Raw genomic sequence first — 15824 nt, forward strand, 5'->3', positions numbered from 1 at the left:
ATTAAATTTCATCCACAGAGTGACCCGCCAAAGCCCGGCGGATTGATGTGTCCATACGACGCGCGGCAAACTCTTGCGTTCGCTTGTCCAATTGCTTAATTGCCCTTTCAATCGCATCAGAGGACGTTCCCTGAACACTGTCAATTAATACTTGCACGGCTGCATCAATGGCAACCTGCTCTTCTTCACTCAGCAAATCAGCATCTTTTTCCAGCGCACTCGTTAAGCTTTCCAGAACCCGGGCTGCTTCAACTTTTTGCTCAGCCAATTTACGTGCTTCAAGATCGTCCTGCGTGTTAGCCATAGAATCTTTCAGCATACGGGCAATTTCCTCATCCGATAAACCATAGGAAGGTTTTACCTGAATGGAAGCCTCAACACCGGTGGATTTTTCCAGTGCGCTGACACTCAGCAAACCATCGGCATCGACCTGAAAGGTCACGCGGATGTGCGCACCACCAGCCGGTAACGGAGGAATACCGCGCAGTGTGAAACGTGCCAGTGAACGGCAATCATTGACCAATTCTCTTTCGCCTTGCACCACATGGATGCTCATGGCGCTTTGACCATCTTTGAATGTGGTAAATTCTTGCGCTTTTGCGACAGGAATAGTGGTATTACGTGGAATGACTTTTTCAACCAATCCACCCATTGTTTCCAAGCCAAGTGACAGTGGAATCACGTCCAATAGCAGCATTTCACTGTCAGGTTTATTTCCGACCAGAATGTCTGCCTGAATTGCTGCACCCACAGCCACTACTTTATCCGGATCAATAGAGGTCAAAGGCTCTCGATTAAAAAATTCACCCACCATGCTGCGCACGAGTGGCACTCGTGTTGAACCACCAACCATAACAACTTGCAGAACTTCATCTGCTGTTACGCCCGCGTCTTTCAGTGCCCGACGGCAAGAAAGCTGTGTACGTTTAATAAGAGACGTAATCAGCTCATTGAATTTAGTACGAGTGATGCTGCCTTGCCAGCCAGCAATGCTGATTTCCGCGTTATCTGCTTCACTTAAGGTAATTTTGGTTTGAGTGGCAATATCCAATATTTGACGCTGCAATCCGTGATCGTTATCAATAATGCCAGCCTGCTCACGCATCCAATTTGCCAATAGCCAATCAAAATCATCACCGCCCAGCGCAGTATCGCCCCCAGTTGCCAACACTTCAAACACCCCCCGGCTGAGGCGGAGAATAGAGACATCGAAAGTTCCGCCACCCAGATCATAAACAGCAATGATACCTTCCTGACCGGAATCAAGACCATAAGCAATGGCTGCGGCTGTCGGTTCATTCAAAAGGCGCAAAACATGCAATCCCGCCAAACGTGCGGCATCTTTAGTACCTTGACGCTGCGCATCATCAAAATAAGCAGGAACCGTGATAACAACTCCATCAAGTTTACCATCCAAGGTTTCTTCTGCCCGTTGTGTCAACGACTTGAGTATTTCAGAAGAAACCTGAATAGGGTCGACCAAACCCGCTACAGTGTTGATCAACGGCAAGCCGTTTTCACTCGCTTGAAGCTGATATGGCAGATTGGGATAACGCTTCTGAATATCAGCCAAAGAGCGTCCCATCATACGCTTGACTGAACTCACAATATTGACAGGATCTGATGCAGCCTGTTGGCGGGCCTGCCAACCAACCAGAATCTCTTCTTTGCAATATTGTACAACGGAAGGAAGCAAGTGACGGTTTTCACTATCTGCCGGATCTGCCAGAGTTTCCGCCTGTCCACTGCGGACAGTCGCAACCAGAGAGTGAGTTGTGCCAAGATCAATCCCCGCCGCCAGACGACGCTGATGCGGTGCGGCAGATAAACCAGGTTCGCTGATTTGTAATAAAGCCATGTGTGCCTCTTTAAATCTATTCAGCCGAAACTTATTCAGCTGAAATTCATTCAGCCAAAAGCTATTCGAATCAATGCCATTTAGCTAAAAATCATCCAGCAACCGTTCTTCAAGTTGTTCAACCTGCTGTTGCAATTTATCTAAAAAGTGTAATTTACGGACTGTATCGGCTGCAATTGACCATTCGGCAGCATCTAACTGCTGTTCCATCTGCTCACTACGAGTTTTAATCATTTTATTCAGGCGAGATGAAAAGCCGGATAGCGCTGTTTCTGGATCTGAACTATGCTCAATGGCATCAAGCTCTTCGCGCAACTCCAGCTGCTGCATCAGGAAAACGGTATCCTGCATCGTGTGCTGTTCGTTGGATAGATCGAACTCTTGTTGAAACAGTATATATTCTGCGCGCTTCAGGGGATGTTTCAGCGTCTGGTAGCCAGAATTGATGGTTGCGGCTTGTTGAAGTGCCAGCGTTTTTTCACGTTCTGGCTGGGTGGCAAAACGATCAGGATGAAACTGACGTTGCAATTCCTGATAACGGGTTGCCAACAGTTCACGGTCAATCGCATAACGCGCAGGCAGCCCAAATAAAGTAAAATAGTCCATAAGTTACTCTTGATTTCGCAAAGTACATAGTTTCGTAAAGTACATAGTTTCGCAAAGTGTGGAGTCAAAAAACGGGGTTAAACGTGGAAACTTTCCCCACAACCGCACTCACTGGAAACGTTGGGGTTGTTGAATTTAAAGCCTTCGTTCAGGCCTTCTTGAACAAAATCCAACTCCGTACCATCAAGATAAAGGATGCTTTTACCATCAATGATAACTTTCACACCCTTATCTTCAAAAATTTGATCTTCTTCATTAACCACATCAGCAAATTCAAGCACATATGCCATACCTGAGCAGCCGGATGTTTTCACTCCCAAACGCAACCCGACACCTTTTCCCCGATTGTCGAGGAAGGACAAAATACGTTGGGCTGCACTTTCTGTCAGGGAAATTGACATACAACACCTCACTTTAAAACTAGTAAAGGTGGATATTGAATCAATATCCACCAGAATTATTTTCTATTCTTTTTGCGAAAAGAGTTATTTGGCTTGGCGCTTGCTTTTGTAATCAGCAATAGCGGCTTTGATCGCGTCTTCTGCCAAAATAGAGCAGTGAATTTTCACTGGTGGCAGTTCTAACTCGTCAGCAATCTGAGTGTTTTTAATTTCCTCAGCCTGTTCCAACGATTTACCTTTCATCCATTCCGTGACCAGAGAGCTGGATGCAATCGCAGAGCCACAGCCATAGGTTTTAAAACGTGCATCTTCAATGATGCCTGAATCGTTGACCTTTATTTGCAAACGCATGACATCACCACAAGCCGGTGCTCCTACCATGCCACTGCCAACTGAAGGGTCTTCACTATCGAATGAGCCAACATTACGTGGGTTTTCGTAGTGATCAATTACTTTGTCGCTGTAAGCCATTTCGTTACTCCTGAAACCGTCTGATTAATGATGAGACCATTCGATGGTGCTGATATCCACACCCTGTTTGAACATTTCCCACAATGGAGAAAGATCGCGCAAATGACCAATCGCGTCGTGAATCAACTTGATTGCGTAGTCTATTTCTTCTTCTGTGGTAAAACGCCCCAAAGAGAAACGAATAGAACTGTGTGCCAGTTCATCATTCATGCCCAATGCACGCAGGACATAAGAAGGTTCTAAGCTCGCGGAAGTACATGCTGAGCCAGAAGAAACTGCCAGATCTTTCAATGACATCATCAATGACTCACCTTCAACATAGTTGAAGCTGGCATTTAGAATGTGTGGCGCTCCCAGTTCCAAATCCCCGTTCAGGTAAACTTCTTCAATATCTTTGATTCCGTTCCACAATCGCAGACGCAGACCACGCAGGCGCTGAGCTTCTGATTCCAGTTCTTCTTTAGCGATACGGTAAGCTTCACCCATGCCAACAATCTGGTGAACAGGCAATGTCCCTGAACGCATTCCGCGCTCATGACCACCGCCGTGTTGCTGAGCTTCAATACGAATACGGGGTTTACGGCGGACATACAACGCACCGATACCCATCGGGCCATAAAGCTTATGAGCTGAGAAAGACATCAGATCAACTTTCAGTTTGCTGAGGTCAACAGGCAATTTACCCACACTTTGGGTTGCATCGACATGGAAAATAATGCCACGGCTGCGGCACATTTCGCCAATGGTCATGATGTCCTGAACAATACCGATTTCATTGTTGATGTGCATGATGGAAACCAGAATTGTATCTTCACGCATGGTGGCTTCCAGCTCTTTCAGATCAATCATGCCATTGCTCATTGGTGCAAGGTAAGTTATCTCAAAACCTTCACGCTCCAACTGGCGACAAGTATCTAAAACCGCTTTGTGTTCAGTTTTGCTGGTAATAATGTGCTTGCCTTTTTTCTGATAAAATTTTGCAGCACCTTTAATAGCAAGGTTATCTGATTCTGTAGCGCCTGAAGTGAACACAATTTCACGTGGGTCTGCACCAATCAAATCAGCAATTTGATTACGCGCAATATCAACCGCTTCTTCAGCCTGCCAGCCAAAACGATGGGAACGGGAAGCTGGGTTACCAAAAATCCCGTCCATTGTCAGATAATTCATCATCTTTTCAGCAACACGCGGATCAACGGGTGTTGTTGCTGAATAGTCCAAATAAATGGGTAATTTCATTGCTCACATGCTCCGTAAGACACTTTTAATACTTTTATTTGCCACAACAAGTGTTTGCCACAAGATTACGCACGCAGATTAACGTTAATCGTCTCTTGAGGTCTGCCGTTAGGTGTACGTCGCTTATCGCTGTCTTGACGATCAGCTACGTCTAATACTTCTTGGTGCTTCACTAATTCGTCTAAACTGATGCTGCTCAGGAAACTCGTAATACGATCACTGAGATCACGCCATAAAGCATGAGTCAAACAACGATCACCGCCCTGACAACCTTCCTTGCCCTGACAACGAGTCGCATCAACTGATTCATCAACAGCTGAAATAACTTCGGCAACGAAAATCTTGCCTGAATCTCTGCCCAGCAAATAACCGCCACCCGGACCACGGACGCTAGAAACCAGACCATTTTTACGCAGGCGGGAGAATAACTGCTCCAGATAGGAAAGTGAAATTCCCTGACGCTCAGAAATGTCGGCTAATGGTACCGGCCCTTCTTGTGAATGCAACGCCACATCTAGCATGGCAGTTACCGCATAACGTCCTTTTGATGTCAGTCTCATAACAAAAACTCCATGGTGAAATATGGGTCAAATTGTGACATTCCCGAGTATTTTAGTCAACTATTTAACCTACTATTTTACTCAACTATTATTTGATTGATCTTCATCTTCTTCACCCGTGTTTCTCGGTTGTTTCTCGCGACACTAACCCGCTGTATTTAAATTATTTTTTATCCCATTTCTGCATGGAAGTTAGTATACCACGCAGGATATTCAACTCCTGAGTTTCTGGCCGTGCCCGGGTATAAAGCCGTCTCAGCTTGTTCATTATCTGACCGGGGTGCGCTTTGCGAATGAAACCGGATTCGCTCAATACCTGCTCAAGATGCTGGTAAAAACGCTCCATATCCTCGATAGGTGGATATTCAGTTTCATGCTCTGAAAAAGCGGCTTTGTCTGGGTCTGGCTGTTCCTGATCCTGAAATGCAAGGTATGCCATGCGAATTTCATAGCTGACTAATTGTACAGCCATTGCCAGATTCAGAGAACCATATTCCGGATTGGTTGGAATATAAAGGTGATAATGACACTTTTGCAGTTCTTCATTCGTCAGGCCAACACGTTCCCGGCCAAATACAATCGCAACTGGAGAGCGGCTGGCCACTTTGACACAGCGTTCACCACATTCACGTGGTTCGACGATTGGCCAGGAAAGGGTGCGTGAACGGGCACTGGTTCCGATAACCAATTCACATCCTGCCAATGCTTCGTCCAACGTATTCACAATCGTTGCATTACCAATGACATCACTTGCTCCGGCTGAAAGCGCGATGGAGTGAGAATCAGGTTGAATAAGCGGATTCACCAGATACAGATTGGATAATCCCATTGTTTTCATGGCCCTGGCGGCTGATCCCATGTTACCCGTGTGGGAAGTTTCTACCAGAATAATGCGGATATTCTCTAACATGACGGCTTTTAGATTCGGTATAATAGTCGAATATCTTAACACAGCATTAGTCATTTTGCCGAACTACTGCTATACTTCGCGCCGATTTGTTTCCCGTTCTTTAAAATTCTGGTGGAAGATACCCCATGCATCCTATGCTAACCATTGCTATACGCGCAGCGCGTAAAGCCGGCAACTATATTGCCAAGAGCTACGAAACCCCTGATGCCGTAGAGGCAAGTCAAAAAGGCAGTAACGATTTCGTCACCAATGTTGACCGTGAAGCAGAAGCGCTAATCATCGACATTATTCGCAAGTCTTACCCTAAACACACTATTATCACCGAAGAAAGCGGTGAGCATTTAGGTGAAGAAGACGATTTCCAATGGGTTATCGATCCACTGGATGGCACCACCAACTTTATTAAACGTCTCCCACATTTTGCTGTTTCCATTGCCGTGCGCATTAAAGGCCGCACTGAAGTGGCTGTAGTTTACGATCCAATGCGTAATGAACTGTTCAGCTCAACACGTGGTCAAGGTGCTCAGTTGAACGGTTATCGCCTGCGTGGTTCTAAAAGCCGCGATCTGGAAGGTACTGTTCTTGCTACTGGTTTCCCGTTTAAAGCAAAACAGCACACTATCCCTTACATGAATGTGCTGGGTAAATTATTTGACCGCTGTGCAGACTTCCGTCGTACAGGTTCTGCGGCACTGGATATGGCATATGTTGCTGCCGGACGTGTAGATGGTTTCTTCGAGATCGGTCTGAAACCTTGGGATTTCATGGGCGGAGAATTGCTGGTACGTGAATCCGGCTGTATCGTCACTGATTTCGTCGGTGGTCATAACCATATCAACTCCGGCAATATCGTTGCAGGCAGTCCGCGTATTGTTAAAGACATTTTGTCTCACATGCGTGAAGAATTAACGGAAGCACTGAAACGTTAATGATAAAATAAATATAATTTGCGTAATGTCGGTTTCAGGGCAGCGATTAAAGTGCCCTGAAATTTTTATGAGATTTTTATTTGCGGCAAACAGGAATATACAGACCGCCACCGTCGGGATTACTACTGCCACTATGCCCAATAATATTATCAACTAAGTTTACAACGGCTATATTTTTGGCTGGTGCCTGTGGAGCATATTCTGAAGTCCAGATATACCCGTCGTCTTTCAAGTTGCAGCTTTGTTGGCTGCGCTCACTCACCCCAGTCACATAGTTAGCTATGCTCTTGGGGGTTCATTCCCTTGGGGGTTCATTCCCTTGCCGTCGCGCTGCATCTTGAAATCCATTGGGTATAGTAAAATTGGCGATATTATTAACTGGCCAACCATATGCAGTATAAAAATTAATACAGCGGCAAGGTCAGCAGATAATGGGTGCCACCACGCACGGATTCAGCCACTTGCGCAAAAATATTTATTCATGCCATTTGCTTGAGGCGATGCCGCTGTTTATCTGTCCACTGCTTAATGGATATTTAATGAAAAAGCCATTCCTTTTCAGAAATGGCTTGGATTGCTGATATATTGATCTTTTTTTCTGTTCGATATCAATATATGTCTGGTGCAATTTATATTAGATACAATATATCTTAGATACTATAAACCTAATATTGTTTCCGCTACACAGGAATATTGATTATTCATTTGAACTTTAGGGGGGGTAAAGCAATCCTCTAAAAACCAGTCGACAGGGGTATTCAAAGCAATAGCAATAGAGACCAGATGTTCCAGACTAATTTTATTGGTTCCGCGTTCATAACGTGACAATTGCTGATGACTCACTTCAATTTTGTCTGCCAACTCTGCTGCTGTTACTCCAATTTCTTTTCTTTTCATTTGGATTCTTTTTCCTACCCGCATACTGACGTGCATAATATTTTACTCTCAGTTTAATTATAACTTAATAAAATGATTGCAGTTCCTTCATACTTACCTGCTCTGGGTTGTGAAAGCGCATGTAACTGTGATGTCAGCGTAAAACTCTTGGGAGCAAAACCTTTTTCTACAAAAATACGCGCTCCTTTTAATCCTTCTTTATCCTCAACCTTCAATGTGGAATAAAGTTTCTGTCCGGAGTCCAAATATATTTTTTCTTGTCGGTCTTTTGACATGCCTAATACTGTTATTTCTCCCGCAAGATTACATCTGACATATCCAGTGGCCTGACGGGTAGCATTATTTACTTCTGAAGCTGTTAGCTCCCCGTACGAAATTTCAGCAGGGACATCAATGGAACAGGACTGTCTCGGTGGTGGTAATTTGCCGCAAGTTGAACCAGGATACTGCCTGGCATCACCAAAGCGGGAAGATGTCGTGTGAGCATAAAACAGCCCTATACATTTAGAATCCAGGGGCATAATCGGAAACCTTGTTTTGAAAGGTAAAGCAAACTTCTTTTTATAAGCTCTCATTACATCAGCAGTTGTCTGATATAGATGTGCATTTTTCAAACATGAATCGGTATCCTTACAAGCCCCCTGCATACCAGGGTTATTATCCTGATACTGTACATCGGGTCCGACATAACATTGGTTCCACCCATAACAAGGATTAGGAATACCTTCTTCCTCTGTCCAAGCAATTATTTCCATAGTCGCGTAAGTTCGACCCCTTTCTTCCTCAATACTAATCGGCATAACATAAGCCCCACCATAAACCTGTGTGGTACTTAATAAAAACAACAAGGCTACTAGTTTCAACAACGATTTTTTAATATGGCACATAACTTATTTTCCAAATGGCATCAAATTCTGGCTAAATATCGTAGATGAAAAACCAGTCAGCATGACTAGTCGTAATTAACTTCAAAAGTTGCAATTGCAGTAAATTCACCAATACCAATCTTTTTACTTTGAATAGCATTAGGTTCAGCTTGTACAAATGCCCGGAGTGGAATTACATTATTTTTACTATTGGCTAATAACTGGAATTCACTGGTTTTATTAAACGGCATTGGCGTACCATCAGTTTTTTCCATTCCAATCGCTAAGCCAGCCAAACTAAATGCTAATAAACCCGGTAATTCTTTACTTGTCTCACCTAAAAATTTAATTTTGAGTCTATTTGTAATGCGGGGATCACAATCCTCTAAACGCAAATCAAATTGTCGGCTTTCTGTACGGTGTTTCAGATAAAGATCGCTGTTAAGAATATTTCCAAAATCTACTTCCATATTTTGATCTTCTGTCTTAATAGAACATGTAGGAGCGAGTACAGTGAGCGTAATCCTGACATTTTGGCGCAGGTTATCGTTTGCATATGCGCTATGCTGGCTAGCAATGCCTAAGAGAAACAGTACCGACAATACATATCTGGATAGTTTGATACTTAACGAGTTCATTTCATTTACCCAACTTTATCCAATCACTTACCCAAAAGAAGGCTTATACCCGTCGTCTTTCAAGTTGCAGCTTTGTTGGCTGCGCTCACTCACCCCAGTCACATAGTTAGAGTCACATAGTTAGCTATGCTCTTGAGGGTTCATTCCCTTGCCGTCGCGCTGCATCTTGAAATCCATTGGGTATATACGACCCGGTGAGTTCTGGTTTAATGCCCTATCAACTTTTCAATTGATAAGACATCACCAAGACAACCCAATCAGATTTCATCAGTCACAATTTTTTTCACCACGCAATTATTGCCACTACAATTGAATGTTAACTGTGGACGTCCACCATAATCATTGACATAAGTCAGGACTGGTGAATTACCTAATGCCTTAATTGTTCCGCCAAGCTTTTCATTGCTTCTGGGTGCCAACATTAAAGGCTGGAATCCCTCGACACTATTTCCATTCACTTTGTTCGATGCTTCTGAAATAGTGACGTAATAAGGTGTTGGGTTATTCACCACATATTGATTTCCTTCACGGGTTAAAGTGAGTTTTTCCTGCCATGGATTATCAATATCAATACGACGTGCAATCACGGTTTCTGGGCGGTAGAACAACTTAATCCGTGTTTGTAAAGCAATTTGCAGCACATTCGGTTTCTCACTGCGTGGCGGAATTTCACGAACGTTAAAATAAAATAGACTTTCTTTGTCTTGTGGTAATTGAGCTATCGCTGGCAGTGTCTGAATTTTGACTTGACTCTTTTCTCCAGCTTCAACACGCTGTACTGGTGGAACAACCACAAGCGGGCCATTGATCTTATTTCCCTGTTCATCTTCAATCCATGCCTGTGCCAAATAAGGCAAATCAAGATGCTGGTTTTCAATGTTCAGACTGACTGATTTCATCTCCCCATTAAAAATCACGCGAGTACGATCCAACGCCAGCGCTGCCATTGCCTGATTAATTGATATCAAGCCCGTTACCGTTACGGCTGTTATCATTAGAATTTTTTTCAGTTTCATAGTGTCATTTGCTCATACTAAAAAGAGGCTCATATTTATATTACTGAACCAGCTAATAACTGTACTTTTTTATTTCAAAAAATTATAATGCTTTATTTAATAACGATTTTTTTGATCAAACCATTACATTTTACTTACCATCACCCATTAAAAACTGACAAGGTAATAAAAGTGAAGATAAAGATTCTGCTGAAATTTCATCTGGCACCGTTATCTCACACTGGGCACTTCCATCCCAATGTATTGTCAGTTTTTCACCCTGATTCATTCCACTCAGGTAAGCAAATCCATCATCACTTAGAATCCCGATTTCCCGTTGGGCTGCATTCATAACAGATGCCCCGAAAGGAGGGAATGAACCATCAGGCAGACGAATAACCGTCATTGCTTTAATGCCTGACATCACCTGAAATTTGCGATAACCAATCGCGCCTTCTGTCAGTGTTGCTTGCTGCACAGACCGCAGTGCTTCCACATCATCCGGCAGGTTATCTAAGTCAATATGTGCCTTATTGCGATAATAGTGGTTCACATCTGTCAGCACTGCTTTTCCAAAGTGATTGGTATGTACCGCTGAACCGAATCCCCGGATAGGAACATTGCTGACACCTTCCGTATCTACCATCAGACGAGTCGCACCGGGCATATTGGTGCGATGTAGGGCAGCACCTTTTGCTGTTACAGTTATTCCACCTTGTAGACCAAGTGCAGCGGCAGTATTGCCACCATCCTGATAACTGGCACTAGCTGTCAGTAATGTTTTATCGCCATAATGGGTGTAATAGCCATCGGCTGATGCCCTGCCGCCAATAGTTGTACCCGCTGAAATGCGATAGTTATTGCGATCATCAATGCGATCAAAATACCCCACTGTATGCGCGTTGCCCTGACGATTAACCATCCCGTTATAACTGAGAGTGGCGCTTTCTCCCCATGGAATGGAAAGGCTCAGGTACATGCCGTCATCTTTTTTATTATCAAAATTGTTGCGGTAGGCTGATAAGTTGACGTTGATGTTTTTATACCGCCCAATATCCAGATATTTGGATAGAGAGATGTTATAGCGATCGTTCGTTGGTCGGTTCCAGTAGGTTTGATGGCTATAGTTAAAATGGGCGTTAAGACCGATATCAGGGAATTGTTTATTGAAAATAATGGTATATAGTTCTTTTCCGCTATCAGAGGAAATATTGCGATAGCGGCGATCGATATACTGCCCCATGTTCATGAAATCACGTTCAGAAAAGCGATATCCGGCAAATGTCACTTGACTGTTGTATTCATCAAAACGTTTCGAATAACTGAGACGATAAGATCCACCTGTGAAGGTTTTATTCTCCCCTGATAGTTTTGCCCTTGATTCCGTCATGTCAAATGACAGTGCACCAAACATCATCAAGTCACGGCCGAGCCCCAATGACAAGGCGTTATAATCTCCCGCCGCCAAAAGGCCCCCATACAGTGACCAGCCGTTGTTAATGCCCCAGGAGAATTCCCCCAGACCAAATGCAGGTCCTTCCCGGCGATGTTTATCATTGATAGATTGCCCACCAATAAATTTATATTGCACTCGTCCAGGACGTGTCAGATAAGGAATGGTCGCTGTGTTGACCTGAAATTGCTGTACACCACCGTCTTGCTCTTCGACCCTGACATCCAGTGTTCCTGATACTGCATCTCTGAGATCCTGAATACGGAATGGACCGGAAGCAACCTGAGTTTCATAGATAACCCTTCCCTGCTGGCTGATAGTCACCCTAGCATTGGTTCTGGCAACACCAGTAACTTCAGGAGCATAGCCACGCAAATTCGGTGGTAACATATTTTCATCAGTCACTAGACTGACGCCGGTATAGCGGAAGCTATCGAAAATATTAGAGTTGAGGTAATCCTCTCCCAATGTTAATTTCGCTTCCAAACGTGGAATTGCACGATATACGTAGTAACGACTCCAATCCCAATCACGTTCTCTTCCACCAGAATGCCCTAATTTATTATCTTTGGATTTGAAGCGGTTATATCTGGCCTGCCAATCAGCCCGAAAGCGCCACGCCCCAGCGTTGATACCCGCGATTCCGTTAGCACTGATCTGCTGGTTGTTTCTACCCTGAGCTGGTTTGGATGTTTGTGCGTTTAAGTTGTAGTCAAACAACAAACCACAAATTCCTTCATCCCAGCGCGAAGGTGGGTCCCAGTCCGGTAAGTCATATTCCAGATAGATTTTAGGAACAACTAAATACAGTGTATAAGTAGCCAGTTCACCTCTGGCTGATATACCTGGCAATGTATTGATATCAAGGCATTTTCCATCATTCTGCCATCCCAACTTTTCTATCCATTCCCGTTTCAAAGTTATTTGCTTAACTAATTCAGGGGGTATACAGGCTTCACTAGCTTGTGGATCATCTTCTGGCGCAATGAAATCAATAGAATACGTATCAGGAAATTCATTCTTATTCATCCGTACAGCCATAATATAATTACCCGGCATGATATAACCCGCACGTGCAAATTTCTCCAAATCAATACTGGAGCGTTCATTAATATCCAGCGCGCCTGTATTAAATTCAATCGATGGCTTAGAATAAGCTACTTGAATACCAGATAGCACAAACAGTAAAAAAGCAGAAAGAGGTTTAACTCCGAATGTTAAATGCCTTTTTTTTATTTTATTAATTATCTTTTTTTTATTAGTCACTTTATTTTTATTAAATAGATTTTTTCTCTCACTGTTTGCTTTTCTATTAATGAATGAAAAACCATAATTCATAGAATATGAAAACAAAGCCATAGCATCCTCTGAACAATGAATCGTTAATAATCCAGTTTTAATTTATCCTCTATCTATGTTACGTTCTCTGTCTGTGCTTCGCTGGTTTTACCATACCGCGGGAAGTAGAGGAAACATGTCACCATCGGTATGCCATTAAAAGTTATCTCAGAATGGAAAATTTTTATTTCCTGGATGCAGCCAATAGAGAACACCGTGGGTAGATTAAATAAACAAAAAAGTATTTCAATTCACTCTATAGAGACCGCTCCTATTAGTGGCACACTTTGCTAACTCAATTGTCAATAATATTGTGTGATTACACTCTGAGTAGTGAATTAATCTCAGAAATACCCCAGATATATTATCAGGAAACCCAATACCAAGGCGAAAACGAGCTTCCTGATATATACCCGTCGTCTTTCAAGTTGCAGCTTTGTTGGCTGCGCTCACTCACCCCAGTCACATAGTTAGCTATGCTCCAGGGGATTAATGAAAGGCTCCTGCCTTTCACCGGAGGCCAGCCTTTGGCTGGGCAAATTCGTTCCCGACGAATTTGTCATTCCCTTGCCGTCGCGCTGCATCTTGAAATCCATTGGGTATACAACCTAAAAATTACCAACTAATTTGCTATATTACAGGTAGTTTAAAGAGAAGTTAGCAATAGCGGTGAAGTTACCTGGAACAACTAAGTTTTTGCCTTCGCTATCAGATGCGCTAATACCTTGCAGGTAAGCTGCGAAATGCAGATCGTTGTTACCTTCAGACAAAGACATCACTTCAGATCTAGCCCCCAAGGGGATGAGTTTGCCGGCTGCATTAGTGATAGCAATTACAGCACCTTTTGCAGTTCCTTCAATACCCAACAGGCCTTGAGACGTTACACCATAATTGTTCTGCCCAGTGAAAGTCGTTACCAGACCATTTTTAGTTTGATCTGTACAGTTTTCTAATTCAATTTTGAAGAAATGAGATTCTGAACGACCGCCATCTTTAAGGATATGGCTAGAAATTTGTCCCAGATTAACTTCAACATTGTTATTTTTGATTGAGCAAGGTGCATCAATGATAGAACCAGTGAATTTCACTGTGCCATTACCTTGATTAACTGCATTTGCCGCACCAGCAGTTAAAGCCACACCAAAACCTAAAACCATCGCCAATTTGTTAAGTTTCATAATTTAACTTATGCCTTTAATTGTAAAATAGATACTAATAGCCAAAAATAAGCCGAAGCACAGAAATTAATTTCTGACACTTAGGCGAATGATTATTTAGTTTTTTGACACGATTCATAAGTTGTCAAAATGAACCAAACCGTCAATATAATTCAACAGAACATATTTTAAGTCAAATTTCAGACAATAAAACTAGCTATGTGCTTTAACGTCATATTAAATATAATTTTTTACAAAAATCACGTTTAATGAGTAGCATATTTTACTAGTATTTTTTTATTTTTAGATTATTCAACTAAATTATATCGAATGATGTTTAGTAGTTCAGAATTTTAATTGTCGTTGCTTTATTGCTCTATTTTGTCATCCTGAAGGTAGGCTTTATGGTATTTCATGGAAATAATAACAATATTTATATTTTAATGTTGAATTAATTGATTAAATAGAAATAAAACAAAGATATTTAACAAGAAAATATAATTACCAAGATAATTATTTATACAAAATATCAATCCTAAAAAATCATTTTGGTTTTGTTAAGTATATTATTTACATTCATTTTTTAATCAAGAAATGAATAAATAAAACATTTGATTAAATAGATATGTGAACTCTATTTTGAAGAAAACACCTATAATTAATATATGATTAAAAAATAAAAAACCCTTTCCAATATTGGAAAGGGCTTATCATTTTTTAATGAAATACTAAAACTATTTACGTTTTTTTAATTATCACCCGCCAAAATGGATTCAAGCGCAATCTCGATCATGTCATTAAACGTCAGTTGGCGCTCTTCAGCCGTCATTTGTTCGCCAGTACGGATATGGTCAGAAACAGTACAAATAGTCAGTGCTTTTGCACCAAATTCAGCTGCCACACCGTAAATACCCGCAGCTTCCATTTCAACGCCCAGAATGCCGTATTTTTCCATTACGTCGAACATTTGTGGGTCTGGTGTATAGAACAGATCTACAGAGAAGATATTACCAACGCGGGCATCAATATTTTTAGCTTTAGCTGCATCAACCGCATTACGAACCAGTTCAAAGTCCGCAATTGCAGCGAAATCGTGATCTTTAAAACGCTGACGGTTTACTTTGGAATCGGTACATGCGCCCATGCCAATCACAATATCACGGATTTTAACATCTTCACTGACAGCACCACAGGAGCCAATACGAATGATTTTCTCAACACCAAATTCAGTGATCAGTTCTTTGGCGTAAATAGAACAGGATGGGATGCCCATACCATGTCCCATAACAGAGATACGGCGACCTTTGTAAGTACCGGTGAAACCCAGCATACCGCGAACATTGTTAACCTGACGGGCATCTTCCAAGAAAGTTTCCGCAATATATTTTGCACGCAGTGGATCGCCCGGCATCAAAACAACATCAGCAAAATCGCCCATCTCAGCATTAATATGTGGGGTGGCCATAAGTTTATTCCTTGTTTTTATTACACGTATGTAAATGGATA

16 protein-coding genes are annotated in these 15824 nt (G+C 42.4%); 1 reads left to right on the forward strand and 15 read right to left on the reverse strand.

Annotation, left to right across the window (positions count from 1 at the left end; genetic code table 11):
• Nucleotide 1 precedes the first annotated feature (1 nt).
• The 7 genes from hscA to trmJ form a co-directional block, all read right to left on the reverse strand.
• Nucleotides 2–1858 carry a Fe-S protein assembly chaperone HscA gene (gene hscA / locus BM329_RS05775; RefSeq protein ID WP_092550163.1) on the reverse strand — a complete coding sequence of 619 codons (1857 nt, stop codon included), beginning with the start codon at nucleotides 1856–1858 and terminating at the stop codon, nucleotides 2–4.
• 84 nt (nucleotides 1859–1942) lie between these two features.
• On the reverse strand, nucleotides 1943–2464 hold the full coding sequence (gene hscB / locus BM329_RS05780) for a co-chaperone HscB (protein ID WP_092550166.1): 522 nt from the start codon (nucleotides 2462–2464) through the stop codon (nucleotides 1943–1945).
• Between the two features lie 77 nt (nucleotides 2465–2541).
• Nucleotides 2542–2865, reverse strand: coding sequence for an iron-sulfur cluster assembly protein IscA (gene iscA / locus BM329_RS05785; protein WP_092550169.1), 324 nt, complete (start codon nucleotides 2863–2865; stop codon nucleotides 2542–2544).
• 84 nt (nucleotides 2866–2949) lie between these two features.
• Nucleotides 2950–3336 carry a Fe-S cluster assembly scaffold IscU gene (gene iscU, locus BM329_RS05790; protein WP_092550172.1) on the reverse strand — a complete coding sequence of 129 codons (387 nt, stop codon included), beginning with the start codon at nucleotides 3334–3336 and terminating at the stop codon, nucleotides 2950–2952.
• Between the two features lie 24 nt (nucleotides 3337–3360).
• Nucleotides 3361–4575 carry an IscS subfamily cysteine desulfurase gene (locus BM329_RS05795; protein WP_092550175.1) on the reverse strand — a complete coding sequence of 405 codons (1215 nt, stop codon included), beginning with the start codon at nucleotides 4573–4575 and terminating at the stop codon, nucleotides 3361–3363.
• A gap of 65 nt (nucleotides 4576–4640) precedes the next feature.
• The gene (gene iscR, locus BM329_RS05800) at nucleotides 4641–5135 is read right to left on the reverse strand and encodes a Fe-S cluster assembly transcriptional regulator IscR (RefSeq protein ID WP_092550178.1); all 495 of its coding nucleotides are present in this window, start codon (nucleotides 5133–5135) and stop codon (nucleotides 4641–4643) included.
• A gap of 163 nt (nucleotides 5136–5298) precedes the next feature.
• Complete coding sequence (trmJ, locus tag BM329_RS05805) at nucleotides 5299–6045, reverse strand: tRNA (cytosine(32)/uridine(32)-2'-O)-methyltransferase TrmJ (RefSeq protein WP_092550181.1); 747 nt, start codon at nucleotides 6043–6045, stop codon at nucleotides 5299–5301.
• Between the two features lie 125 nt (nucleotides 6046–6170).
• Between trmJ and suhB the strand changes: the two genes are divergently transcribed.
• Nucleotides 6171–6974: an inositol-1-monophosphatase gene (gene suhB / locus BM329_RS05810; protein WP_092550184.1), complete on the forward strand. Its 804-nt coding sequence runs from the start codon at nucleotides 6171–6173 to the stop codon at nucleotides 6972–6974.
• A gap of 76 nt (nucleotides 6975–7050) precedes the next feature.
• Here suhB and BM329_RS14400 read toward each other — a convergent pair whose 3' ends face one another.
• The 8 genes from BM329_RS14400 to deoD all read right to left on the reverse strand — a co-directional run bounded on the left by BM329_RS14400 (nucleotide 7051) and on the right by deoD (nucleotide 15783).
• On the reverse strand, nucleotides 7051–7236 hold the full coding sequence (locus tag BM329_RS14400) for a hypothetical protein (protein WP_143101212.1): 186 nt from the start codon (nucleotides 7234–7236) through the stop codon (nucleotides 7051–7053).
• A gap of 395 nt (nucleotides 7237–7631) precedes the next feature.
• Nucleotides 7632–7907, reverse strand: a complete 276-nt coding sequence (locus tag BM329_RS05820; RefSeq protein WP_092550187.1) for a helix-turn-helix domain-containing protein — start codon at nucleotides 7905–7907, stop codon at nucleotides 7632–7634.
• A 17-nt stretch (nucleotides 7908–7924) separates the two neighbouring features.
• Nucleotides 7925–8758, reverse strand: a complete 834-nt coding sequence (locus tag BM329_RS05825; protein ID WP_092550190.1) for an MrpH family fimbial adhesin — start codon at nucleotides 8756–8758, stop codon at nucleotides 7925–7927.
• A gap of 65 nt (nucleotides 8759–8823) precedes the next feature.
• Nucleotides 8824–9375 carry a fimbrial protein gene (locus BM329_RS05830; protein ID WP_092550194.1) on the reverse strand — a complete coding sequence of 184 codons (552 nt, stop codon included), beginning with the start codon at nucleotides 9373–9375 and terminating at the stop codon, nucleotides 8824–8826.
• Nucleotides 9376–9632: 257 nt separating this feature from the next.
• Nucleotides 9633–10391 carry a fimbria/pilus periplasmic chaperone gene (locus BM329_RS05835; protein ID WP_092550197.1) on the reverse strand — a complete coding sequence of 253 codons (759 nt, stop codon included), beginning with the start codon at nucleotides 10389–10391 and terminating at the stop codon, nucleotides 9633–9635.
• A gap of 130 nt (nucleotides 10392–10521) precedes the next feature.
• Nucleotides 10522–13224 (reverse strand): outer membrane usher protein, encoded by a 2703-nt coding sequence (locus BM329_RS05840; protein ID WP_092550200.1) that lies wholly within the window; start codon nucleotides 13222–13224, stop codon nucleotides 10522–10524.
• Between the two features lie 572 nt (nucleotides 13225–13796).
• Nucleotides 13797–14339, reverse strand: coding sequence for a fimbrial protein (locus BM329_RS05845; RefSeq protein ID WP_092550203.1), 543 nt, complete (start codon nucleotides 14337–14339; stop codon nucleotides 13797–13799).
• Nucleotides 14340–15066: 727 nt separating this feature from the next.
• A complete protein-coding gene (gene deoD, locus BM329_RS05850; protein ID WP_092550206.1) occupies nucleotides 15067–15783 on the reverse strand; it encodes a purine-nucleoside phosphorylase in 717 nt (238 codons plus the stop codon).
• Nucleotides 15784–15824 lie beyond the last annotated feature (41 nt).

The sequence above is a fragment of the Xenorhabdus koppenhoeferi genome (genome assembly GCF_900116635.1).
In the GTDB taxonomy this organism is placed as follows: domain Bacteria; phylum Pseudomonadota; class Gammaproteobacteria; order Enterobacterales; family Enterobacteriaceae; genus Xenorhabdus; species Xenorhabdus koppenhoeferi.